16 protein-coding genes and 1 pseudogene are annotated in these 23,714 nt (G+C 56.0%); 4 read left to right on the top strand and 13 right to left on the bottom strand.

Annotation, left to right across the window (positions count from 1 at the left end; translation table 11 throughout):
- Positions 1-6: 6 nt before the first annotated feature.
- The 5 genes and pseudogenes from CSQ91_RS27380 to CSQ91_RS27360 form a co-directional block, all read right to left on the bottom strand.
- Positions 7-1,164 (bottom strand): response regulator, encoded by a 1,158-nt coding sequence (locus CSQ91_RS27380; RefSeq protein WP_099390158.1) that lies wholly within the window; start codon positions 1,162-1,164, stop codon positions 7-9.
- 576 nt (positions 1,165-1,740) lie between these two features.
- On the bottom strand, positions 1,741-3,282 hold the full coding sequence (gene tnpC / locus CSQ91_RS27375) for an IS66 family transposase (RefSeq protein WP_099390157.1): 1,542 nt from the start codon (positions 3,280-3,282) through the stop codon (positions 1,741-1,743).
- 29 nt (positions 3,283-3,311) lie between these two features.
- Positions 3,312-3,527 (bottom strand): IS66 family insertion sequence element accessory protein TnpB, encoded by a 216-nt coding sequence (gene tnpB, locus CSQ91_RS27370; RefSeq protein WP_099390156.1) that lies wholly within the window; start codon positions 3,525-3,527, stop codon positions 3,312-3,314.
- A gap of 51 nt (positions 3,528-3,578) precedes the next feature.
- Positions 3,579-3,896: pseudogene (locus CSQ91_RS27365) on the bottom strand (integrase core domain-containing protein); the annotation flags it as partial.
- A gap of 60 nt (positions 3,897-3,956) precedes the next feature.
- Entirely contained in the window at positions 3,957-5,201 is a 1,245-nt protein-coding gene (locus CSQ91_RS27360) for a restriction endonuclease (protein WP_180278527.1), read from the bottom strand.
- Between the two features lie 825 nt (positions 5,202-6,026).
- On the opposite strand from CSQ91_RS27360, the gene CSQ91_RS27350 reads away from it, so the two are divergent.
- Positions 6,027-7,979, top strand: coding sequence for an ATP-binding protein (locus tag CSQ91_RS27350; protein ID WP_099390153.1), 1,953 nt, complete (start codon positions 6,027-6,029; stop codon positions 7,977-7,979).
- A gap of 242 nt (positions 7,980-8,221) precedes the next feature.
- Here CSQ91_RS27350 and CSQ91_RS27340 read toward each other — a convergent pair whose 3' ends face one another.
- From CSQ91_RS27340 to ssb, 6 genes are all read right to left on the bottom strand, one after another.
- Positions 8,222-8,548, bottom strand: coding sequence for a helix-turn-helix domain-containing protein (locus CSQ91_RS27340; RefSeq protein ID WP_306508875.1), 327 nt, complete (start codon positions 8,546-8,548; stop codon positions 8,222-8,224).
- Positions 8,549-9,474: 926 nt separating this feature from the next.
- The gene (locus CSQ91_RS27335; protein WP_099390150.1) at positions 9,475-9,942 is read right to left on the bottom strand and encodes a hypothetical protein; all 468 of its coding nucleotides are present in this window, start codon (positions 9,940-9,942) and stop codon (positions 9,475-9,477) included.
- A complete protein-coding gene (locus CSQ91_RS27330; RefSeq protein WP_099390149.1) occupies positions 9,935-11,992 on the bottom strand; it encodes a hypothetical protein in 2,058 nt (685 codons plus the stop codon). The genes CSQ91_RS27335 and CSQ91_RS27330 overlap by 8 nt, the downstream gene beginning before the upstream one ends.
- Positions 11,985-13,586, bottom strand: a complete 1,602-nt coding sequence (locus tag CSQ91_RS27325; RefSeq protein ID WP_143451106.1) for a site-specific integrase — start codon at positions 13,584-13,586, stop codon at positions 11,985-11,987. The genes CSQ91_RS27330 and CSQ91_RS27325 overlap by 8 nt, the downstream gene beginning before the upstream one ends.
- Positions 13,583-14,779, bottom strand: coding sequence for a tyrosine-type recombinase/integrase (locus CSQ91_RS27320; protein ID WP_180278526.1), 1,197 nt, complete (start codon positions 14,777-14,779; stop codon positions 13,583-13,585). The genes CSQ91_RS27325 and CSQ91_RS27320 overlap by 4 nt, the downstream gene beginning before the upstream one ends.
- 192 nt (positions 14,780-14,971) lie before the next feature.
- A complete protein-coding gene (gene ssb / locus CSQ91_RS27315; protein ID WP_034781209.1) occupies positions 14,972-15,481 on the bottom strand; it encodes a single-stranded DNA-binding protein in 510 nt (169 codons plus the stop codon).
- Between the two features lie 381 nt (positions 15,482-15,862).
- Here ssb and uvrA point away from each other — a divergent pair, with 381 nt between their 5' ends.
- Complete coding sequence (gene uvrA, locus CSQ91_RS27310) at positions 15,863-18,712, top strand: excinuclease ABC subunit UvrA (RefSeq protein ID WP_099390146.1); 2,850 nt, start codon at positions 15,863-15,865, stop codon at positions 18,710-18,712.
- A 276-nt stretch (positions 18,713-18,988) separates the two neighbouring features.
- On the opposite strand, the gene CSQ91_RS27305 is transcribed toward uvrA, so the two are convergent.
- Positions 18,989-20,860 (bottom strand): phosphoenolpyruvate carboxykinase (GTP), encoded by a 1,872-nt coding sequence (locus CSQ91_RS27305; RefSeq protein WP_099390145.1) that lies wholly within the window; start codon positions 20,858-20,860, stop codon positions 18,989-18,991.
- A gap of 356 nt (positions 20,861-21,216) precedes the next feature.
- Between CSQ91_RS27305 and CSQ91_RS27300 the strand changes: the two genes are divergently transcribed.
- Positions 21,217-22,230, top strand: a complete 1,014-nt coding sequence (locus tag CSQ91_RS27300; protein ID WP_099390144.1) for a D-2-hydroxyacid dehydrogenase family protein — start codon at positions 21,217-21,219, stop codon at positions 22,228-22,230.
- Here the strand turns inward: CSQ91_RS27300 and CSQ91_RS27295 are convergent.
- Positions 22,218-22,991 carry an L-asparaginase gene (locus CSQ91_RS27295; RefSeq protein ID WP_099390143.1) on the bottom strand — a complete coding sequence of 258 codons (774 nt, stop codon included), beginning with the start codon at positions 22,989-22,991 and terminating at the stop codon, positions 22,218-22,220. The genes CSQ91_RS27300 and CSQ91_RS27295 overlap by 13 nt on opposite strands.
- A gap of 178 nt (positions 22,992-23,169) precedes the next feature.
- On the opposite strand from CSQ91_RS27295, the gene CSQ91_RS27290 reads away from it, so the two are divergent.
- Positions 23,170-23,655: an asparaginase domain-containing protein gene (locus tag CSQ91_RS27290; protein ID WP_034781194.1), complete on the top strand. Its 486-nt coding sequence runs from the start codon at positions 23,170-23,172 to the stop codon at positions 23,653-23,655.
- Positions 23,656-23,714 lie beyond the last annotated feature (59 nt).

The raw sequence follows: 23,714 nt of genomic DNA, 5'->3' as shown, positions 1-23,714 counted from the left end.
CGGTGCTCACTTTGCAGGCAGGGTGTGCGCGATGGCGGCGGCCTGCTTGGCCATGTCGTGGTCGCTGTCGGCGTAGCGCGCGGCGATCTGCTGGAACACCTGCAGATTGGCCAGGAAGGCGTCGCAGACGTCGGGATCGAAGTGCGAGCCGCGCCCCTCGACGATGATCTGAACCGCTTTTTCATGCGACATGCCTTCCTTGTAGACGCGGCGGCTGATCAGGGCGTCGTAGACGTCGGCCAGCGCCATCAGGCGCGCCGAAATCGGGATGGCATCGCCGGCCAGGCCTTCGGGGTAGCCGCTACCGTCCCATTTTTCCTGGTGTGAGTAGGCGATCTCCTTAGCCAGGCGCAGGAAGTAGACATCCATGCCCAGTTGTTGCTCGGCGTGGGCGATGGCGTCGCGCCCGAGCGTGGTGTGGGTCTTCATGATCTCGAATTCCTCGGGTTCGAAGCGGCCAGGCTTGAGCAAGATGCGGTCGGGGATGCCGATCTTGCCGATGTCGTGCAACGGCGCCGACTTGAACAAGAGCTTGATGGTGTCGGGGTCGAGGAAAGCGCGGAAGCGCGGATGCTCGCTCAGATGTTCGGCCAGCACCTTGACGTAGTGCTGGGTGCGGCGGATGTGGTTGCCGGTCTCGTTGTCACGCGTCTCGGCCAGCGAGGCCATGGCGTGGATCGTGACATCCTGGATCGCGCCCAGCTCGCGCGTGCGGCGCTGGACTTCCTGTTCCAGGTACTCGTTCTTGTCGCGCAGGAAGTCAGCCGCGTCTTTGACCTTGAGTTGGGTGCGTACGCGCGCCAGCACCACGGGCGGGCTGATCGGTTTGGTGATGTAATCGGCCGCGCCCAGCTCCAGACCGTGCGTCTCGTCCTCGCTGGAGGCCATAGCGGTCAAGAAGATGATGGGTATGTCGCGCGTGGCCGGGTCGCCCTGCAGTGCCTGCGCCACTTCGTGGCCGGTCATCCCAGGCATCATGATGTCAAGCAGGATGAGGTCGGGCGGCGGTGCATCGCGCGCGATGCGCAGTGCTTTCTCGCCGTTATTCGCTGCTTTGACCGTATAACTATCCTTGAGCAAGTTGGCCATCAACAGAAGATTATCCGGCGTGTCGTCCACGACAAGGATTACAGGCCTGATGGGACGGGTATAAGATGAGTTCATGCCTAAATGCTCCAATCAGGTCCGCACTAATTTGTTGCCTAGACTATATCTGTGTCCTGTGTGCAAGTAAACCGCATATTAGTTTTGCTATGCGAATCGCTCCCGTCCTACACTACATTCTCCGATCTCTAGGTATATATGGATTCCTCATCACTCAACATTTCGAAAATGACAGTGTGGGGAGGGTGCGCTTAGGGAGACCTCTGCCGCCAAGCTGAACTTCTGCTTTGAGGCCAGGCTGTGTGGAAACGCAGAAAAATTCTGGTTCTTCAAAAATCGGCCTCTCAAAACGAGCGCTACCCCGTTTTCTCGGTGGCGGGAATGGTAACCCTACCCACGAATATTTTGAGATTTGGAATTTTCACCCAGCCTGGGGCGGAACCAGCCGCTCCCTGCCTCTGCTGGTGGCGTTACGGAAGTTGTCAGTTCAGGGACGACGTCGTTCGCAGCCATTTCGTTATCCCTTTGGATTAGTCGCAGCTTTTAGCAAAATCAAGTTGGCCTAGCCCTGTGCCGCAATACCCTTCGTCGCGTTTATTTCAGAAAGTCACAACACCGCTGGGAAGCGGCGTGATCTCAAAGGGCTGCTGGCAGCTTGCAGTTCCAAGGCAAGAAGTCATCAACCCGGTTGACGGGATGATCGGTGATATGCGTCAGCACGTGACGCAACCAGGTTTCGGGTGCGACACCGTTCAGCTTGGCCGTGCCGATCAACGAGTAGATCGCGGCGGCCCGTTCGCCGCCGCTGTCGGCGCCGGCGAACAGATAGTTGCGCCGACCAATGGCGACACCACGCAAGGCGCGTTCGACCGCCGAGTTGTCAATCTCGATGGCGCCGTCGTCGCAGTAGCGCAGCAGCGCCGGCCAGAGCTTGAGCGCGTACAGGATCGCCGCCGCCGTGTCGGACTTGCGCGACAGCGTATCGAGCGTGGAGCGCAGCCAGTGCTCCAAGTCCTCGAGCAGCGGGCGCGAGCGGGCTTGCCGAACTTGTCGTCGTTCGTCGGGCGGCTTGCCCCGGATCTCGGCCTCGATCACATAGAGCTCGGCGATCCGGCGCAGCGCCTCGGTGGTCAGCGGCGTCGCGCGCGCCGCGTGCAGGTCGTGGAATTTGCGCCGCGCGTGCGCCCAGCAAGCCGCTTCCTGGATCGTGCCGTCTTCGAACAAAGCGTTGAAGCCAGCGTAGGCATCGGCTTGCAGCACGCCCTCGAACTTGGCCAAGTGGGTTTGCGGATGGATGCCCTTGCGGTCGGGCGTGTAGCCAAACCAAACCGCCGCTGGCGTGGTGTCGCCGGCGGGCCGGTCATCGCGCACGTAAGTCCACAGACGGGCCGTCTTGGTTTTGCCATTGCCGGGCGCCAGCACCGGGATCGGCGTGTCGTCGGCATGCAGCTTCGACGCCGTCAGCACGTGGCGGCGAATGGCATCGACCAACGGACGCAGCAATGCGCTAGCGGCGCCGACCCAGTCCGCCAGCAGCGCACGATCGAGGTCGACGCCTTCGCGGGCGTAAATGACGGCCTGGCGGTACAGCGGCAGATGATCGGCGAACTTCGCAACCAGCACATGCGCCAGCAGGCCGGGGCCGGCGATGCCGCGCTCAATCGGCCGGCTTGGCGCCGGCGCCTGGACGATGGCGTCGCAGCAGGAGCACGCCAGTTTCGGACGAACATGGCGGATCACGCGGAAGCTGGCCGGCACGAACTCCAGTTGCTCGGCCACGTCCTCGCCCAGCGGCCGCAGGCCGCCGCCACAAGCCGGGCAAGCATCGGCCGGCGGCGCATACACCTTTTCGTCTCGCGGCAAATGATCGGGCAACGGCCGGCGCACAGACTTCTTTCGCGGCGCCTGGTCGGCCGCCGGCATCTCGCGCGCCGCCTCGGCCTCGTCGGCTTGCAGGTCTTCCAGTTGCAGCTCCAGCTGCTCGATTTGATGATCCAGCTTTTCCGATTTGCGGCCGAACTGCATGCGCCGCAATTTGGCGATCTGCAGCTTGAGGTGCTCGATCTCGACGGCGCGCGTGTTCAGCTGTTCGCGCAGCCCTTCAACCACCTCGTTTTGAGCGAGCAGCAGCACCTTCAAGGCGGCGATGTCGTTGGGCAGGTCGGCTGGGCTGAGCATGTGCCAAGTTTACGTGAGCCTTGTGTCGTTTACAAGGCCGACGTTGGTCTCCAGGTCCGTTCCGGCCGCCGCCAGTCGATGCCTTCAAGCAGCATCGACAGCTGCGCCTGCGTCAACGCCACCGAACCGTTGGTAGCCTGCGGCCAGATGAAGCGACCACGCTCAAGCCGCTTGGCCAGCAGGCACAGGCCATCGCCGCTCCACCACAGGAGTTTGATGAGGTCTCTTTGGGATACTTGAATCACCTCCGCGGTGGACCAGCGATGGCTACTTCGAAGCGGTTTTAACTGTAGTGGTCAACCCATTCCGGACACTACGTTAAGTTTTTCTTCGGCGACGGCTGGTGCCAATCCTTGATTGAACTGATGTGGCCGTATCCAGTTATATCGGTGCATCAGGTAATGGCTGATGTCCCGTTGTGCCTCTTGTGCCGTCATGTAACCGGTTGACGGCAGCCATTCCGTTTTGAAGCTGCGGAACAGGCGCTCCATCCGGGCATTATCCCAACAATTTCCCCGACGGCTCATACTCTGTCGTATCCGATAGCGCCACAAACGCTGACGGAATTTTCGGCTGGCGTACTGGCTCCCCTGGTCTGAGTGAAACAGCAACCCCTGCTATCGACCTGTCCATGCCTTTAAGCTGCGGTCAAATCGGATTTTTAACATTGCTATTTAAGTGCGTACTCGAAAGTCGATGATGCGTTCTACCGTATCGAGGGTGCTCGTCAAATTGCTTATCTGGGGATCGATTTCGAAGAGCGGACAGCTACAGCCAGCCTCTATTTGGAACCCAACTTTGCACGCAGCCCTGGTATTTTCCAGGCGGACCCAGCGTTCATCGCCTTTATCCGGTGGAGCTCCCTTGTTATCGAATCGGAGCCAGTAAGTATCAACCGGATCTCGACCAGCTACCAATACCTGCCGGCTATTTGCGTGAAATCGATCGCAGTCTGCGGTGCATACGTCCTGTAGCTCAGCCCAAATTTGATTCAAAATAGGTTGCCATAGAACATCGAGCACATCTTCCGATAACAGTTTGCCTTTGGGGGAAGCGCAGAGATGCATGAGTGTGGCGATCGAATTGGCCGAGCATTCTTGCAGAGACCGCATGACCAAATGGGCCGCCATGCCTATGATGGCTTCCTGGTCCGCGCCGGCATGTATCAGACGCGCTAAGAGGTATGGCAGATTGAGTAGAACAAACTGAAGCGCATCGTGCAGCTCTTCCGAATTCGCGTGCGCTCCCCATGGACGCTCGATCAGACTACCGTTGGCAAGTTCGTTGGCGATCAAGGCGATGCGTTCGAAAGGACCGATTTCCAGTTTTTCCCGTTGCGCCCAAAATTCTTCAAGGGCTTTGACCTGCACATATTCGACCTTCTGCCAAAATCTTTCGCGCGCGGCCTGGAGCTGCCCTTCAACGCTTAATGCCTTAGAAAATAGGCGGAGAACTACACTAGGCTGCTCCGAGCAAAGGCGTTCAAGTGTTGATCGATCCCATAGTTTGACTTTCGGCATCGGGTGACTGATTTGCCAATCACTCACCCAATCGCGCGTAGGATTGGAAAAAGCTGAATTTGTGACGATCACAATATATGCGAGACCTTGTCTCGCCTGCGCATTGACGACCGCAGCTTGTACCGCATCGCGCTCAACGGTCTTGCTCCGGCCTTTACATTCAACCCACCAGCGTTGAGGTTCCATGTTGCCATCAGGCGATGACTGGTAAAACGTCGCCTCTAGATCTCGACCACCATCCGCGGCGCCTGCGCCGGCACTGCCCGTACGCCATTCCAGGTCGCGAGCCCCCATGGCATCCAATAACCAATAGACGCACTCTTCGAGGTCTCCCGCTTTCAGGTTAGCGAAAGGGATCTCGGCGGGTAAAACCCACATCGGCTGCTGCTTGGTGGTCAAGTGATCGCTCCGCAAGAGGTATGGCAGGTATGGTAGCAGAGTACTGAGCCTAGGCCAATTAGCGGGCGGCCGCATTTTCCAAGCCAGCTAAGAAGTTTCAGAAGAATTGTAGCCCTCTAAGATTCCAACCTTCCGGGGACGAAACACTGGCGCGACAAGCGCCAAGGCTCGCTGATGGGTATACCCATGGGAGAAAACAGCAACGCACGGGCCTGTGCGGCATGCTCCAATCTGGATGGAATATCCGCAGGCATCAACTGGACGACGGCGCTATTCGGAACAGCCGGATCATCCAAAATTTCGAGTAAGGCTGTTACCCCATACGATACAATCTTCCAGGGACGACTTCCGCTTTAGGCAGAAGCCGCCACTCGCGTTGCCGTGACAATTCGTGACTTTTCTCGCTTGCTAATTCGTTATGCTCATGGGCCGCTAGCGGCCAAAGACGGACGCCGATGAGCATATTTTTCGATTCACAGAGAGTCATATCAAAACACTTGCACGCGCCATAATATTCACCACACAATATATAGATAATCAAGCCGGCGACACCTCGGAGGAGGATGTCGCGGCACTCGAAAAGATTTCAGCGGAGTTGAAATAATCTTCCGTCGAGGAAAAAACTGCTTTATCCAAACCGCAAAAGAGCTTGGACTTGCATCTTGGTTGGATGAAGCGGGCATTGATTAAATGCGCTAAAAAGGATATCAGAAGGCCGCTGTCGGCCAACAGCGGCCCGATCCGGTTAGAAGAAAATTAGTCTAGAGACGGTTGCGGTAAGCCTGGATTTTTCGGGTTTCAAATAAGAATCAGTAAGGGAATCAAATGGAGCAAAGAACACTTCTTTACGATGAACGCTTCTTGGAAAGCTACGCTGGCTCCATCATCACTGATCCCGCCACAGCCATCGTTGAACTTGTCGCCAACTGCTGGGATGCCTATGCAACGGAAGTGAAAATCACATGGCCTGATCACGAGCTTGAAAGACAATTCAAGATTGTGGACAATGGGCATGGAATGACCCGTGAAGAATTCCAGCACATTTGGCGGACCATCGCATACAACCGACTCAGCGCTGGTGATGGTACTTCGCTGCCGCCGGCCGATGTTCAAGGATTGCCGCGAGCTGTGTTCGGCAAAAACGGTAAAGGACGTTTTGCCAGTTTTTGCTTTTCCACTGAGTACCTGATCACTTCCAGGAAGAACGGGCAGGAGTTCGTCTGCCGTGTTCACCGAACACCAACTGATCCACTGGTCCTTGAGGAAGTCTCCTTTACGGATAAAGGTGTCGTTGGTCATGGAACGGAAATTGTCGGGAATGGCGATATCCCACGGCTCATGTTCTCGAAAGATAAAGCTCGTGAATTAATCGGCAGTCGCTTCCTTGCAAACCCAGCGTTCAAGGTGAAGCTGAATGGCAGTGAAATCACGTTCAACGACATCTCTAATTTGCTCTCAAGGAGTGTGGTCGTTGTACCGGGATATGGTGAGATTACGATCCTTCACATCGACACCAAGAAGGCTGATAAAACGACAAAGCAGCATGGGCTGGCATGGTGGGTGCAAGGGCGTGCTGTCGGTGATTGCAAATGGAGTCGAAGTGACTACGAACGCATTCTTGATGGACGAACCTCGGAAGCCAAACGGTTTACCTTCATCGTTAAAGCTGACTACCTGAATACTCAAGATGCAGTGCTGAGTGACTGGAGTGGTTTTAAGGACGACAACCAGGCATGGACGAAAACCCGCGAGGCGGCCCAGGACTGCATTCGCAAAATCATTTTTGATTCCAGCAAAGCAGAACGCGAAGATAAGCGTACTGCTGTTCTTGAGCGAGTGGGGCAATCGGTTAATGCCCTGCCACTTTTGAGTAAGGATCGCGTTACCACGTTCGTTAATGAAGTCGTGGATTCTTGCCCTAATTTTGGTGAGCAAGAGATTGTGCAGCTGACAGACATTCTGGCGAAGCTGGAAAAGAGCAAGTCTCAGTATGGGCTGCTTGAAATCCTTCACAACCAAGATCCGCATGACCTGGATGCCCTTCACGAAGTTTTGAGCCAGTGGACCATTGGCATGGCAAAGGTCGTTCTTGACGAAATTCAGGGCCGGCTCAAAGTCATCAACGAGTTGAGGATCAAGATTCAGGTTGCTGGAATCGATGAAGTCAAAGAACTCCAGCCGCTCTTTGCCAAGGGCCTTTGGATGTTTGGAGATAAGTTTGAATCCATCCACTTCACGTCCAATAAGGGCATGACCACCGTGATCCGTGAGTTGTTTGACGGTACGGCTGAAAAGGCTTCGTTGAATCGGCCAGACTTTGTGATCCGCGGTGACGGCAGTATCGGCTTTTACTCTCTGCCTTCCTACAACGAGGAACATGAAGAAGTGGGCGTGGGGCACCTGGTCATCGTTGATTTGAAGACCACCAAGCTTTCACTGGGCTCCAAGGAAAAGGAACAGATTTGGAAGTATGTGAAAGAGTTGAAGAAGAAGGGATATATCCAGCCTGAAACGCGGGTGGATGGCTTCGTCCTTGGTGATCAGATTGAGGCTGGTGAAGGCGGCACCCGCACCGAAGACAACGACAAGGTGAGGATTCAGCCCCTGTTGTACAGCATTATCTTGAGTCGCGCTGAACAGCGTCTCTTGAAGCTTTACGACAAGGTGAAAGATGCTCCATTCCTTGTGGAACAACAGATAGAACTGAGCAGGTTCATTGAGCCCATCGCCGTGCAGCAGCCGGACATGCTGGAGGCTGAGCCTGCTGAGGTGAAATGACGTCGATTGTCAACTGGATCGCTGCCTACAATTATTTGTTTGCAGCCTTCAATAGCGAGAATAAAGAGCTGTATGTGAGTGGCGTGGGGGGCTTACCGTGGAACTTGTGCTTTAGACTAGCCAGCAATGACGGGGGCAATAGGTTGTCAAAGGTGATCGCTGCCGATCTCTTAGAATGCCTTAAATACAAGATTTATGGATAAAAACGCAGAACGGTGTCGCAAGAGTCGAAAGCAAGCCAGTTAATCATCACAGTCACCAAACTCTGTGTTGAGCAAACTCATCAGTCGCGTACGCTCAATCTGTCCTAACGTCCCCCACCTCAGAATTAACTCAGCAAGCGCATCATCATCTGCATAAAAATACGCAACCTGCAAACCCAAAGCTTCTGCCAGTTTTTGTGCCAAAGAGTAGGGGGGCTCGTGGATACCAGTTTCGTACCGACTCATACGAGCGCTGGCTGTGTGCTCGTCCAATCCAATCGCCCATCCAAGCCGGTCCTGAGGGATACCGAGTCTCTGCCGTGCGCTTTTCAATCGTTTGCCGAATACTGTCGACGGTTGCTTCATCACCATCCTACGATAATCGTAGGATCAGCTTGAAAAATCTCTACGAAAAACGTAGAATTGACATTTCATTTTCTAACTTGGATGCGCTCTTCTCACTCAACGCATTTCTGAACTCTAACGGCGAGGCATTCGGTAGGAGCCATTGCATTTATCAACAGTCCCAGCAGGGACGTGTCTTATCGTTAAGGCCGCAAATTCCAAGCAATATAGTTGCCCGCTAAAGCATCAACCAGATGCGGACGATCGGCCGAGTAAATTGCAACAATGACCATAAAAACCACATATAAGCTTTATACTGCAGGAATTTCGTCCCAAGCGAAGGCAGTAATGAATGCCACAATTAAATATGCTGAAGAAAGAAAGCAAACTCGCATCCACAATATGTTGATAGCTGACTTTTGTAATTTTTCCGGGCTTGACGTTAACACCCCCGTACCACAAGTTATAAACTTGATGAAACAGGCAAGAAGGGCAATATTTTCTGTCGAAGTTGTCGATGTAATAGGCTCTAGAAAAGAGGAGATTACATCAGGAAGTTGGCCTCTTTTTTCTTTTATCTCAATAACAAAAACTCATATTTCCTTCGAAGTTTGCTGCAATATGTGGGAAGAGATACGACCGTGCGACAAGTTATAAACTTAATGAGACAAGCACGAAGAAGCGCAGCCAGCACCTGGTCGGCATTTCGTAGTTGAGCCACTTCGTCATCCTGAAGCTCCACCGCCAGTAATGATGGTGGAGCTCCACCGAGCGCACGAATCGCTTGGCCCTGACGACAAAATAGGATTTGGCATCAACGATGTCCCCCTTGTCGTTGATTTCAGTTCCAACGAAAATACAGCCGCTACGGCCAAAGGGATTCTGGCTGCGAACAGATTGAACGCGAAGGTTGACGGCAAGGGTCAGCTATTTGCTGGCCATTGCCTTTACTTGTCAATCCTTGCCTTCCTGCCTCTACTCAGCGACATAACTTTCTTTTCAGTGGAGTCACGAGCCGCAGGTGGTAAGGGGGCATCCAGCTGCGCCTCAGTCAGGCCTTTAATCACGGCATTTTGCGTCCAGCGCACAAATTTCGCCCGGTACCCAGCACATTCGTTTTCGAGCCGTGTGTTTTCGGCTTTAAGCGTATCGATGGTCTTCAAAAGCGCCTGAGTCCGCGCATCCTGAGGTTCTGGCCGCCCTAGCTCTTTGGCGAGCGAAATCTTCCGAAGCGAAAATGCTTCGGCGATTCGCATATGGTTCAACAGGGCCTGCCGTGTGTACTCAGTTGCAATAGCAGCCTTGACGGCTGCAATCAGCAAATCCCATGTCAGCTTTCCGGACCATTTGTCCAGAATGTGCTCAATAACCTCGATGACACCGCCATCGATAACCCTGCCCCTTGGCTTAGCCACGATTTTTCACCTTATCCAGCAATTTGTTCATCCGAGGAGAAATCGAAACCACCTTCGCTTCAGCACGAGCCGCCGCCGCTTGGTCAATTCGCGATGCTGGCCGCAGCCCGGTTAACTTCACTATTGCGCCGTCGGCAATGTTCGAATCCGTCAAAACCTGTATTAACTTCTCCGCGTGACTCAAAGTCTGGCGCTGATGCACCACCCAACGGGAAGCGCCGTAAATAAAGTCTTTCTCGGCCTCTTCAGCGTTAGCAACAAGAATTTGCGTTTCATCCCTGAAGCGAATAAGGTTAGCGAGCTTTACGTTATCGCCCTTGACGCAAACCAGCTCGTTGCAGTTAAGACAATCCAAATGAATCTCGCATGGCGAAGACGCATAGTCGTGCGTACACATGCCGTAGTCCGAGATATGGGCAGATTTGGTTCGCAGGATTCCGGTGATGTCGTCTCGGCGAACTACAACCCGGATTTTTCTGACATTCAAATCTCCGCCAAACACATCAGCCTGCGCGCTCGCAGATATTTCACGTACCTTTGCGAGAAGCTCCTCACTCGATACATGGTCATAAGTGGTGTTTTGACTGACGTCAGCACGGCCTGACCACATTGCTATATCGAGCTGGCTCGCACCGTTCGACTGTGCAAGGGTGTTCAAATAATGCCTCATCTGGTGCGAACGGATAGTAAGCGGCGTCCCGTCGTCTTCAGATAGTTGGAAACGCTCAAAAATTGTAGCGACCACACTCCCGCTTTCACCAATTCGCGCGGAGATTTGGTCCGAAGTTACATAGTCAATGAGGCACTGGTAGGTGTTTAGGGTCGCGTCCAGCTCAAACCGGCGGCAGCAGAACAAAGACTCACTAAACAGCAAACCTGGCTGGGCATAGGGGAAACCTACAGGCAGCCTTGAGACAATAGCTGCCTCAACCGCCGCGAATGAGTAGAGTCCCGTGCGAGAGCCGACCACCTTGATTTTTGCACCGTTGCACCAGCTTTTGGCATTAACGGGGTTATCGAGTCCCCACAGGATTTGGCTTATCTCCGATAGGGTTAATAATTCCTTTGCCCTGAGATGCTCAAAGCGTCTAGGAAGGTAGACCTTAGTACGGTGAGATTCGTACCACAAAGCAATCTTGCGAGCTTCAGCCGAAACCTCAATTAGATTGGAAACTGCCTTTTTCGCAATCTCAGCCATAGTCGGCACAACCCAACGAATCCCATCTTCAAATTCTTTGGAGGGCGGGAGGCGAAGGCCGAATTGTGGAACGTTGTTGGAATCGAGTGCCTCTACCGCACAACTGGCGGCAAGCCGCACCGTTTCGTTGATGCGTTGCGGTGCGCAGTGCAGGAGCGCTAGAGTAGACCCGATGTACAACTCATCAGGTTGGCTTGCATTGGCAAAAACGTGCGCCATGGCTTCTATGGCGCGAGCCGAGGGCATTTTCTCTTTGCGGGCCAGGTCGGCAACTGCACCTACGCGTGCAATATTGTCACGGTTTCGTTTGATGCCCTTATGCCACTTAGTATTTACTTGTGTAAATTCGTGTTCAATCAAAAAATCATTAAGATATTCAATTTCACCGGCACATTGGGCTGCCACATCGTTGCTGTAGTCTGCAATAAGGAGCTTGCGAGCATCGTCAAGTATGTCATGCGTGATGAGGTGAACCTGGCCCCAAAGCCCTCGCGTTCCCAAAATTTGGTCTACCACCCGCAATGCCGTGAGCCTATTGGCCCAAGCTGCTGATGGGCGACGGCTATACGAATATCGAAAATAGGCCTTTGCGAATGGCAAGAATAAAGGGGATATAGTTGGCAACTCCGCTTTTTTTCTCGCAGCCGGATAGCTGGAAAAAATCACACGAACTGCTTTGGTCCGCCCTTTCAGCTTTACGGTATCGCTAATGTCCCAGATTGGTTCCTCGAAGGGTAGGTTTGCACCAAACGTGCTCAGCTCAGTGCGACAATGCTGAACGAACAAATTCAGGTTCTCCCGCTTGTCGAGCTCTGCCCGGGGGACAAATACGAAGACCGTATCTTCACTCACCTGTAGTCTCCTTACTCATTTCGGACTTCATGCGATTGCATTCACGAATGACTGAACGCATCGCCGCTATCGTTAGGTCGTTCACGGCCGCCACTCTGGGGCCAGACGTCACGAACAAACGCTCACGTTCTTTTTCCAGGTGCTCCAGTAATTTCTCGTGCGGCCCGTCGAGCCACGCTTCAAAAGAGAAGCAGGTATAGCACGCTATAGGAGCTCTAAATTTACAGTCGTATTTGCTTCCACAGCTACCAAAGCCTTCTTTGCTGTGGCGGTAATCCTTGATTGTGCTGGACGGGTCGTCGGCACGAGTTGCATCTTCGTGTTTGGGCAGAACTCGGCCCATAAATGCGTTCGCGATTGGCGCAAGGTCGCCGCCGAGCAGCTTATCCAGCCTTGAGGTAATCTCCGGAATTACAGCTACATACGCTTTAATGTTTTGCGTATCGCTGTGCCCCAAGATTTCCGCAATCACTAACTCGCCAAACCCCTCTTGAGCGGCGCGTGTCCCGAGCGTATCGCGGAAGCGCCCCACAGCGAGCCTCATGGGCTCCATGGTCCTTGGGCTAACGGGAGCAATTGCACTTACCGCCGCGCTAAAATATGCAGCAAGTTCAGTGGAATTCCAGTGACACTCAAAACCGGTACCAATTTGATACCCCGGGCGATGTTTTACGTCAGACGAGAACAATGGCGCTTCTCCGTCAAGGTAGAACATAGCTTTCACGCCTTGTGCATAATTCCACAGCGCTTCGCCGAACTGTATTACCAACCCACGTACCAAAAACGAATCGCGAATGACTTCTCCACGCTGTTTGGCCTTGGGTATGCTAAGTTCATAAGAAATATCGCCAAATTCGTCCACATGACGAACCAAGTCTTTCACTTTCAGCGCGCAGTATTGTGAAATACGTTGGCCAGTCAGGATGGCCAACCAAGTCAGGAAAAAATACTGTTCCTCGATGAGGCTAGAGGCATACGCGTTGTTCAGGGCACTCACGATTTGCTGAAGTTCATACTCAGTAAAAGGCCCATCTACAGGGTCTAGCGTTCGAACCGATTTACCCTTTGAATTGCCCTTCTTCTTGGTGTTAGCCAATAATCGAGCAGCATCCGGAGACACCCCTTCGTATTGTAATTTTGACCATTTCCCGATAAGCGCACCGAGCTGTGAGGCCGAACCTTGCTCGTCTTTTAAGCCATATTTGCCAATGAAACTGGAAATGTGCCATTCTGTGATTACGAAAACAGGCTCGGTTGCCGTTTCAGCAATCGTTAAGGCTAACTGACGGAAACTACGGAATAGATTTCGCGCGTACGAAGGAGAATTTTCCTCAAGTACGTGAATCAAAACTCGCTTTAGACTCAACACGAGCGGAAGCAGATTAGGGGGTAGAGTCTCGAAGTTCATCGATATCTGCGACACGCCATCCACAAAAAACCACTTCATCGGACGAGGGTCAAAGCGTGCTTTGCTTTTCAGAGTTATTACCGCAGGCAACTCCTCTTCGAGTTTTGCCCAGGCCTCTTGCCGATGTCGTGCTGAAGCAGCCTCTTCTGACGCAGTATCCAAGAATTCGAATTCGCTCTGACTCACTTATTCACCTTTCTGTAGATAGCGTTCTGCATTGTCAGCGATGCCTTCCGACCTTCCTCTTCCACAAATCGCGCTGTATAGTTAGCCGCCATTTTGGAATTCTTCGACCAGCCCATTAGATAGTTCCGAATTTTTCGTTCTTCATCCCCGGACATCCTTCCTTTTGCAAAATCAGAGAACGAGTCATTCCAGGTATGCCGCAATATATGGGCGGAAACTGGCCCTAATTCGGGAAATTTTTCCCGCAATGTCTTAAACATAAGGTCAACGGAGTTTAGAGCCAACGGCATCCCGCCGCGACCCACGACCAAGAACGGATGGAGGCGTGCACCTGGAATATCCGCCCGGTCTTCGTCGACGTAGTTCCGCAGTAATTCGACCAAGTCATCCCCCATCGGCAGCGTTCGCTCCAACGTTTTCGCTTCAGGTTGGCGATTCCGAGGGTCTTCCGGGTCGTCGGGTCGCCTTGCAATGAACAACGTGTTATCGGCGAAGTTGATATCTTCAATTTTCACCCCCAGCAATTCGCCCTTCCGGATGCCTAAATCACGCAGCAAACGAACGATTAGGCGGCTTCGTTTCCGAATGGAGGAGTTCTTCCAAGGATTTTCAGGCGCAGTGGGTTCAATGACTGCCAAGAGTCGCTCTTCGCTTTGTTTCGTCAGGCCCTTTTTCTTTTTGGGAGGAGGTGCATTGGGCGTGCGTGCCCGAATCGCACCGACGACAAGCGCTGCAACTCCACGAAACTCTTTGCGATTGGGCGGAATACGCGATAAAAATGCATAGTCAGCCAGCCAATCAAGATACTTGGCGATGTAAAGCAGTCGCTTTTCAGCAGTGCTGCTCATAACAGTCTCTACGTCATAGTGCGCTGCCTTGTTCTTTGCCAACACATTACGATGAGGCGATACATTAGAGGCATCCGCGAGTTCGTCTGCGACACGCAAAGAAACTTTATCGTATTTACAACGGGCCACTAATCCTTCGACTTCAGCCAGCGAAAGCAGGTCATTGTCACGCACCCTATCCATAAGATTTACGCCGGACTGGGCAAGGGTCTCATACAGGAAGGAAACGGCGCTCAGTGCCAAGGCAATGGTGTTGACCTCAAGAAGGGCAGAGCGAAGCGATAGGGCCCAAGCGGTGGGCTCGAATACCCCGAATCCTGTTGATACATCAATTAGCAGAGGCATGCGCTCGCCATTGCCCATATCGACGTTTCGAACAGCGTATCGTGCAGCCAAACCTGCCCCCTTGTTTACATTCGTTGATTCTAGGTTATAAGAGAAAACCGTAGACTGTCAACATAAGAAGTAAACAATGGAAAACGCCCTACAAATCAAAGACTTGCAGGGCGTAGTTTACAGAATCAGAAATGCTAGGTCTCAGAACGGGATGTCGTCATCCATATCCGAGAAGTTCGGTGCTGGCTTCGGTGCCGGGCGTGGCGCCGGTGCCGGGGCTGGGCGCGGAGCCGGTGCCTGGCGCGGGGCCGGGGCTTCGTAGCCGCCACCACCACCGTAGCTGTCATCGCCACCGCCGGCGTCGCCGCCCATGCCGGAACGGCCGCCCAGCATTTGCATCTGTTCCGCGATGATGTCGGTTGCGTACTTCTCGACTCCGTCCTTGTCCGTGTATTTACGGGTTTGCAGACGGCCTTCGACGTAGACGGACGAACCTTTTTTCAGGTATTGGCCGACGATTTCCGCCAGGCGGCCGAAGAACGAGATACGGTGCCACTCTGTCAATTCTTTTTGTTCGCCCGTGTTGCGGTCCTTCGATTTGTACGAAGTGGCCACGGCGATGTTGGCGATCGCGTCGCCGCTAGGCATGTAGCGGATTTCCGGGTCACGGCCCAGATTGCCGACGATGATGACTTTGTTGACTGATGCCATGAATAACTCCTGATGAACTACGGCGGGAGCCGATGTCCCGCGCGTTAGTTTAGTGTACTAAACGAGGATTATAAGCGACCACGCGGCGCAAAGCACCCGCTTTCTGGCGGACGCCCTCTCCCGTGCGGCAGCACGTTTTTTTCACGGCAGGTGAAAACAAGAAACTTGAATACTGGTATTATATACAGTGTTTAAACGTCTGCACGCATCTGTATCAAACTTTGTCAGGGCACGTTCGCCTGGCGGCGCAATCCGCCCGTGGCTGCCCCAGGCATGCAGAGCAAAACCCGGCTATAGTTACAGGTTGACCCGTTGTGGCTCCTCATCCGCACCCAGGCACAATGCGCCGGCCGCACCACTCACTGAAAGCAAGGCAATCACATGGAACAGATCCGCATTCGCGGCGCTCGCACGCATAACCTCAAGAATATCAATCTCGATTTGCCGCGCAATAAGCTGATCGTGATTACCGGCTTGTCCGGCTCCGGCAAGTCTTCGCTGGCCTTCGACACCTTGTACGCGGAAGGGCAGCGCCGCTATGTCGAGTCGCTGTCGGCCTATGCGCGCCAGTTCCTGCAATTGATGGAAAAACCCGACGTCGACCTGATCGAGGGCCTATCCCCCGCCATCTCCATCGAACAGAAGGCAACTTCGCACAACCCGCGCTCGACGGTGGGCACCGTGACGGAAATCCACGATTATCTGCGCCTGCTGTATGCGCGCGTGGGCACGCCCTACTGCCCCGACCACCCGGAAAACGCGCTGGCGGCCCAGTCCGTATCGCAAATGGTCGATGCCGTGCTGGCCATGCCGGAAGACACCAAGCTGATGATACTGGCGCCCGTCGTCGCCAACCGCAAGGGCGAACATGTCGACCTGTTCGAGCAGATGCAGGCGCAGGGCTTCGTGCGCTTTCGCGTACAGAGCGGCACGCATGCGGCCAAGATCTATGAAGTCGATGACCTCCCGAAACTGAAGAAAACGGAAAAACACACGATCGACGTCGTCATCGACAGGGTCAAGGTGAACCAGGAGATCAAGCAGCGCCTGGCGGAAAGTTTCGAGACGGCCCTGCGCCTGGCCGATGGCCGCGCCATTGCCTACGAAATGGATACCGCCCAGGAACACGTGTACTCCAACAAGTTCGCCTGCAATGTGTGTGGCTATTCCCTGCAGGAACTGGAACCGCGTCTGTTCTCGTTCAACAACCCCATGGGCGCCTGCCCCGAATGCGACGGCCTGGGACACATTGAATTCTTTGACCCGAAACGCATCGTCGCGTTCCCGAACCTGTCGCTCGCTTCCGGCGCCGTCAAGGGCTGGGACCGCCGCAACCAGTTTTACTTCCAGATGCTGTCGAACCTGGCCGCGTATTACGAGTTCGACCTGGACATGCCGTTCGAACAACTGGACTTGAACTCACAGCAAGCCGTGTTGTACGGTTCCGGCAAGCAAGTGATTCCGTTTAGCTATGTCAACGAACGGGGCCGCACCGTCATCAAGGAACACACGTTCGAAGGGGTGGTCAACAATCTGCAGCGCCGCTACCGCGAGACGGATTCGATGGCCGTCAAGGAAGAGCTGGCCAAGTTCATCAATGAAAAATGCTGCCCCTCATGCGATGGCGCGCGCCTGCGCGTGGAAGCGCGCTTCGTCAAGGTCGGCACGGGCAAGCAGCAACGGGCCATCTATGAAGTGGCGGAAAAGCCACTGCGCGAGACGCTGGAATTCTTTGAAAAACTGAAACTGACGGGCGCCAAGAAAGAGATCGCCGACAGGGTCGTCAAGGAAATCATTTCGCGCCTGAAATTTCTCAACAACGTGGGCCTCGACTACCTGTCGCTGGACCGCAGCGCCGACACGCTTTCCGGCGGCGAAGCACAGCGCATCCGCCTCGCATCGCAAATCGGCTCCGGTTTGACGGGCGTCATGTATGTGCTCGATGAACCGTCGATCGGCTTGCACCAGCGCGATAATGACCGCCTGATCGAAACCTTGAAACACTTGCGCGACATCGGCAACAGCGTACTGGTGGTCGAGCATGACGAAGACGCCATCCGCACGGCCGACTATATCGTCGACATGGGCATCGGCGCGGGCGTGCACGGCGGCGAAATCATCGCCGAAGGCACCCTGTCCGAGATCTTGAAGAACAAGAAATCGCTGACGGCGCAATACCTGAACGGCAAGCTGAAAATCGCCGTGCCCGCCAAGCGCCACGCCAGCAATCCGGAGAAGCAGCTGGTGATCACGGGCGCGACGGGCAACAACCTGAAAAAGGTGTCGCTGAGCTTGCCGGTGGGCTTGATGACGTGCGTGACGGGCGTGTCCGGTTCAGGCAAATCGTCGCTGGTCAACGATACCCTGTATCCTGCCCTGTCGCGTCATTTGTATGGTTCGCAGACGGAGCCGGCGCCGCACGATTCGATCAGCGGCCTGGAGCATTTCGACAAGGTCATTTCCGTCGACCAGGCACCGATCGGCCGCACGCCACGTTCGAATCCGGCCACCTACACGGGCTTGTTTACGCCGATCCGCGACCTGTTCTCCACCGTGCCGACAGCCAAGGAACGCGGTTACAGCGCGGGCCGCTTCTCGTTCAACGTCAAGGGCGGACGCTGCGAAGCGTGCCAGGGCGATGGCGTGATCAAGGTCGAGATGCATTTCTTGCCCGACGTCTACGTGCCATGCGACGTGTGCCACGGCAAGCGCTACAACCGCGAAACGCTGGAAGTGCAATACAAGGGCAAGAACATCACGGAAGTGCTGGGCATGACGGTGGAAGAGGCGCATGAATTCTTCAAGCCGGTGCCACTGATCGCGCGCAAGCTGCAAACCCTGCTCGACGTGGGCCTCGGCTACATCAAGCTGGGCCAGAGCGCCACCACCTTGTCCGGCGGCGAAGCGCAGCGCGTGAAATTGTCGCTGGAACTGTCCAAGCGCGACACGGGCCGCACCCTGTACATCCTCGATGAACCGACGACGGGCTTGCACTTCCACGATATCGACTTGCTGCTGAAAGTCATCCACCGCCTGCGCGACCAGGGCAACACCCTCGTCATCATCGAGCACAACCTCGACGTCATCAAGACGGCCGACTGGATCGTCGACCTGGGCCCGGAAGGCGGCGCCGGCGGCGGGCAGATCATCGCCACGGGCACGCCGGAAGACGTGTCACTGAATCCGGCCAGCGTGACGGGCAAATACCTGGGACCGCTGCTGAAGCAGTAACGACGGCAGCGCAATAAAAAACGGCGCGGATTGCTCATGCAATCCGCGCCGTTTCTCTTTTTGCTAGCACCCCAGTCATTGCCGGCGTGTCATTTATCGCACGCCAGTCTTTGCCGGCGTGTTTCTCCCCCACTACAACTCTCAACACCTGACAAGCTACTGCGTGGCGCGCTTTGCGGCCTGCGATGCTCACCGTACTAAAGTACGGTTGCGCTTCTTAGCCACAAATCACTGCCGCTCGCTACGCTTGTCAGGTGCCGCTTTACGTTAACTTACTTATACACTCAGCCGCTTTTCCAGCGCAGCCTTGTTATCTGCCAATTCTTGCGGCAGATGATACGCGAGTTTTTCAAACAACTCCGTATGCAATTTCAATTCTTCCACCCAAGCGGCCTTGTCGATCGAGGTGATGGTGTCGAACTGTTCCTGCGTGAATGGCAAGCCATCCCAGTTCAGGTCGCCATACTGCGGTGTCGTGCCGAACAGGTTTTCCACGCCGCCCGCCTTGCCTTCGATACGCTCGAGCATCCATTTCAGCACGCGCATATTGTCGCCAAAGCCAGGCCAGACGAATTTGCCAGCCTCATCCGTACGGAACCAGTTGACGCAGTAGATCTTCGGCAGGGCAGCCGGGTTGACCTTGCCCACCTTGACGCCCATGTCCAGCCAGTGCTGGAAGTAATCGCTCATGTTATAGCCGATAAACGGCAACATGGCAAATGGATCGCGGCGCACGACGCCCATCTGGCCCACGGCCGCGGCCGTCGTTTCCGAGCCCATGGTGGCGGCCATGTAGACGCCCTCGACCCAGTTGCGCGCTTCCGTGACCAGCGGCACGGTGGTCGAGCGGCGGCCGCCGAAGATGAAGGCCGAGATCGGCACGCCGGCCGGATCGTCCCAGGCTGCGTCGATCACGGGGTTTTGCGTAGCGGCAACCGTGAAGCGCGCGTTCGGGTGCGCCGCCTTGGTGCCGGACGCGGGCGTCCAGTCCTTGCCCTGCCAATCGATCAGGTGGCTTGGCGCTTCCTTGGTCAAGCCTTCCCACCACACGTCGCCATCGTCCGTCAGCGCCACGTTGGTGAAGATCGTGTTGTCGCGCATGGAGGCCATGCAGTTGTAATTGGTTTTTTCGTTCGTGCCCGGCGCCACGCCAAAGTAGCCCGCTTCCGGGTTGATGGCGTACAGGCGGCCATCGGCGCCCGGCTTGATCCAGGCGATATCGTCGCCGATGGTAGTCACTTTCCAGCCGTTAAAACTTGCCGGCGGGATCAGCATGGCGAAGTTGGTCTTGCCGCAAGCGGACGGGAACGCTGCCGCCACGTAGTGTTTCTTGCCTTCCGGCGATTCCACGCCGAGGATCAGCATGTGTTCGGCCAGCCAGCCGGGATTGTTATCGGCCGATTGCGCTTCCTGGTAACCCATGTTCGAGGCGATGCGCAGGGCGAAACATTTCTTGCCCAGCAAGGCGTTGCCGCCGTAGCCCGAACCGAAAGACCAGATTTCACGCGTTTCCGGGAAATGCACGATGTACTTGGTGCTGTTGCACGGCCATTTCACGTCGGCCTGGCCAGCAGCCAGCGGGGCGCCCACGCTGTGCACGCATGGCACGAATGCGCCATCGGTGCCCAGCACGTCGTACACGGCACGGCCCATGCGGGTCATGATCTTCATGTTGACGGCGACATAAGGCGAATCGGACAGTTCCACGCCGATGTGCGCGATTGGCGAGCCCAGCGGGCCCATCGAGAACGGCACGACGTACATGGTGCGGCCGCGCATGCAGCCGTCGAACAGGCCGTTCAAGGTATGGCGCATTTCGCCTGGTTCGGTCCAGTTATTCGTCGGGCCGGCCGCTTCTTTCGTTGCCGAGCAGATATACGTGCGGTCTTCGACGCGGGCCACGTCGCTCGGGTCGGAGCAGGCCAGGTAGGAATTCGGGCGCTTTTGCGCATTCAGTTTTTTCATGGTGCCACTGGCAACCATTTCGGCGCACAGGCGCTCGTACTCTTCTTGCGAACCATCGCACCAGTAGATGCGCTCTGGCTTGGTCAGCGCAGCAATGTCGGCCACCCAGTTGATCAGTTTCTGTTGTTTAATATAAGCTGGGACGTTGAGTGCGGCGACGCCACCCATGACGGGCTGATTCATATTACCTCCAATACCAATAAAAGAAATTCTGGTCGTTCTGCAAGACAGGCAGCATCGTTGAGAGGTGGCTGCGGCTCACTGCGGGCGGCGTGTTCACGCGGGCAGGGCTCTGGTGTCGTGTCAGCCGCGGCGTTCGCGCCAGCGGCATTTACCTGGATCATGCTCCCAGGCTGCAAGAACAGTTTGCGCTATAACTATAATCAGGAAGCTTCAAAAGTGCCGGCGATTGTACACCCGCCAAACAGCTATTCTCGCAAAAATGTAGGAGAATAGCTTGACTAATGTAGTAGGCTATTCAGCATTTCCCGTATCCTGTTATTTCCCTACCAAATCCTCACTAAAATCGGCCATCCACCATGAAAATTGCCATACTTGATGATTACCAGGATGCCGTGCGCAGCCTCGATTGTTTCCAGTTACTCGATGGCCATGAGGTCAAAGTGTTCAGCAATACAGCGCGGGGCCTGGGCCAGCTGGCGATCCGCCTGGCGCCGTTCGATGCGCTGGTGCTGATCCGCGAACGCAGCAGTTTCAACCGGGCCTTGCTGTCGAAACTGCCGAATCTGAAACTGATTTCGCAAACGGGCAAGGTCAGCGGACACATCGATGTGCCGGCCGCCACCGAGCTGGGCATCGCCATCGCGGAAGGCATCGGCTCGCCCACGGCGCCGGCTGAACTGACGTGGGCGCTGATCATGGCGGCGCAGCGCAAGATCGTGCCGTACGCGCAACATTTACAGGAAGGGCTGTGGCAAACGTCATCCATCGCGCCGGCGCGCAACACGCTCGGCACGGTATTGAAAGGGCGCACCCTGGCCATCTGGGGCTACGGCAAGATCGGTCAATTGATCGCCGGCTATGGCCGCGCCTTCGGCATGACCGTCCTCGTGTGGGGCAGCGAAGCGAGCCGCGCGGCAGCCGTGGCGGCAGGCGATACGGCGGCGGCATCGCGTGTAGCCTTCTTCGAGCAGGCAGACGTGCTGAGCTTGCACCTGCGCCTGTCCGACAGGACGCGCGGCCTGGTCACAAAAGAGGACCTGGCGCGCATGAAACCAACTTCCCTGTTCGTCAACACCAGCCGCGCCGAACTGGTCGCCGATGGGGCACTGGAAGCGGCACTGCCGCAGGGACGCCCGGGCGCCGCGGCGCTGGACGTGTTCACGGACGAGCCGCTGCCGCCAGGCTCGCCATTGCTGCTGCTGCCGAACGTGCTGGCCACGCCACACCTGGGCTACGTCGAGCGTGACAGCTATGAGCTGTATTTCCGCTACGCCTTGCAAAACATCGTCGATTTTACGCAAGGTCAATGCACGCGCCTGCTCAATCCCGAGGCATTGCAACACGCGCGGCAAGCCCCTCAGGAGCGCTGAAAGCCCTTCAACAAATCAGGCTCGCCCGTGATGCGGATGGCGGGCGCGGGCAGCACGTGCCGGCCGCGCCACAGGCCGGCCCAGCCGGGTGGCCAGGCGATGTCCGGCCCACCGTACGGTGCCACGCCGGCGCGCACGGCGACGACCGGCACGGGCGGCATGTCTTGCAAGGGCTCGCCTGGCGTACGCTGCATGTCCAGGCTGTACATGTAATTGGGCAATAAAGCATCGCAGACGCGGGCAAACCAGTCGCTATGGTCGTCGTCGCGCCCCAGCGCCTGCGCCAGGCCTTGCGGATCAAAACGGGCCAGGGCATCGATCAGCTCGCCAGTGGTGGCGCCCGGCGTATCGCCCCAGCCCATCACGGGGTTGACGTTGTAATCGGCGCCCGAGCCGTACCAGCCTTCGCGCCAGGGCCGCTGCATCCAGTCGCGCGGCCCCGCAAACAAATGCCAGCGCCAGTGCAGGCCGGACGGCTTGGGCCAGGAATACAGATACAGCTTCTGATAGCCGGCCTGGTGCAGCTCGCGCACCATGGCCATCAGGCGCGCGTGCGGCATGCGGTCCGGCGGCGCGCGGCGAAACAGGATCGCTTCGCCATCGGCGAATTGCACGTCGTCGGTCGATAGGTTCAGGTCCAGGGTCCGCGCTTCGCTGCCGAAACGGGCAGCGATCCAGCCCGTCAGCAAATTGACGGACGTAATCACCCCGTAGCCGCGGTGGCGGTGAAAAATGACGGTGCCGGGAGCGAGCGCTTTCATACGGAGTCGGGGTGGCAGGCAAACAAAGAAACCAGTGTACTCACAGATGGCCAAATTTTCCAGATGCGGTGCTGGCACAGGGCGGCAGGCACGCTGCCCCATCTGCGGCGGCATTCACGCAACGGTGCCAATCCACGCTATCATGCGCGTCATTCTCCACTGACATCGTGACCACATCATGACTTTGCGCATACTCGCCACTGGCGGCACTTTCGACAAACACTACAACGAATTGAACGGTACCCTGGGCTTTTCCGACAGTCATTTGCCGGCAGCGATTGCCCGTGCGCGCATGACGGCGCCCGTGGCGCTGGAGCAACTGCCCCTGCTCGATTCGCTCGACATGCAAGATGCGGACCGCCAGCGCGTGCTGGCCTCATGCCGCGCGGCACAGGAAAAAGCCATCGTCATCATCCATGGCACCGACACCATGCGCGAAACGGCGCAAGTGCTGGGCGCGGCGAACCTGCAGCAAACGGTGATCTTGACGGGCGCCATGATTCCCTACGAAATCGACAACTCCGATGCCTTGTTCAACCTGGGCTTTGCCTGCGGTGTGGCGCAAACCTTGCCAGCCGGCGTATATGTGGCCATGAATGGCCAGATCTTCGCCTGGGACAATGTGCAAAAGAATCGCGCCGCCGGCGTGTTCCAACCCTTGTAAGCGTTTGGCAGACGGGGCGCGGCAAGCGGACCGGCACACGGTCTGACTGACACTCTGTC

Source organism: Janthinobacterium sp. BJB301, assembly GCF_002735685.1.
Lineage (GTDB): Bacteria > Pseudomonadota > Gammaproteobacteria > Burkholderiales > Burkholderiaceae_D > Janthinobacterium > Janthinobacterium lividum.
This window is presented reverse-complemented; position numbering and strand designations above follow the sequence as displayed.

Coding starts and splice junctions, on each gene's coding strand:
- CSQ91_RS27380 (WP_099390158.1), bottom strand. CDS start 1,164: ATGAACTCATCTTATACCCGTCCCATCAGGCCTGTAATCCTTGTCGTG.
- tnpC (WP_099390157.1), bottom strand. CDS start 3,282: ATGCTCAGCCCAGCCGACCTGCCCAACGACATCGCCGCCTTGAAGGTG.
- CSQ91_RS27350 (WP_099390153.1), top strand. CDS start 6,027: ATGGAGCAAAGAACACTTCTTTACGATGAACGCTTCTTGGAAAGCTAC.
- CSQ91_RS27340 (WP_306508875.1), bottom strand. CDS start 8,548: ATGAAGCAACCGTCGACAGTATTCGGCAAACGATTGAAAAGCGCACGG.
- CSQ91_RS27320 (WP_180278526.1), bottom strand. CDS start 14,779: ATGCCTCTGCTAATTGATGTATCAACAGGATTCGGGGTATTCGAGCCC.
- ssb (WP_034781209.1), bottom strand. CDS start 15,481: ATGGCATCAGTCAACAAAGTCATCATCGTCGGCAATCTGGGCCGTGAC.
- uvrA (WP_099390146.1), top strand. CDS start 15,863: ATGGAACAGATCCGCATTCGCGGCGCTCGCACGCATAACCTCAAGAAT.
- CSQ91_RS27305 (WP_099390145.1), bottom strand. CDS start 20,860: ATGAATCAGCCCGTCATGGGTGGCGTCGCCGCACTCAACGTCCCAGCT.
- CSQ91_RS27300 (WP_099390144.1), top strand. CDS start 21,217: ATGAAAATTGCCATACTTGATGATTACCAGGATGCCGTGCGCAGCCTC.
- CSQ91_RS27295 (WP_099390143.1), bottom strand. CDS start 22,991: ATGAAAGCGCTCGCTCCCGGCACCGTCATTTTTCACCGCCACCGCGGC.
- CSQ91_RS27290 (WP_034781194.1), top strand. CDS start 23,170: ATGACTTTGCGCATACTCGCCACTGGCGGCACTTTCGACAAACACTAC.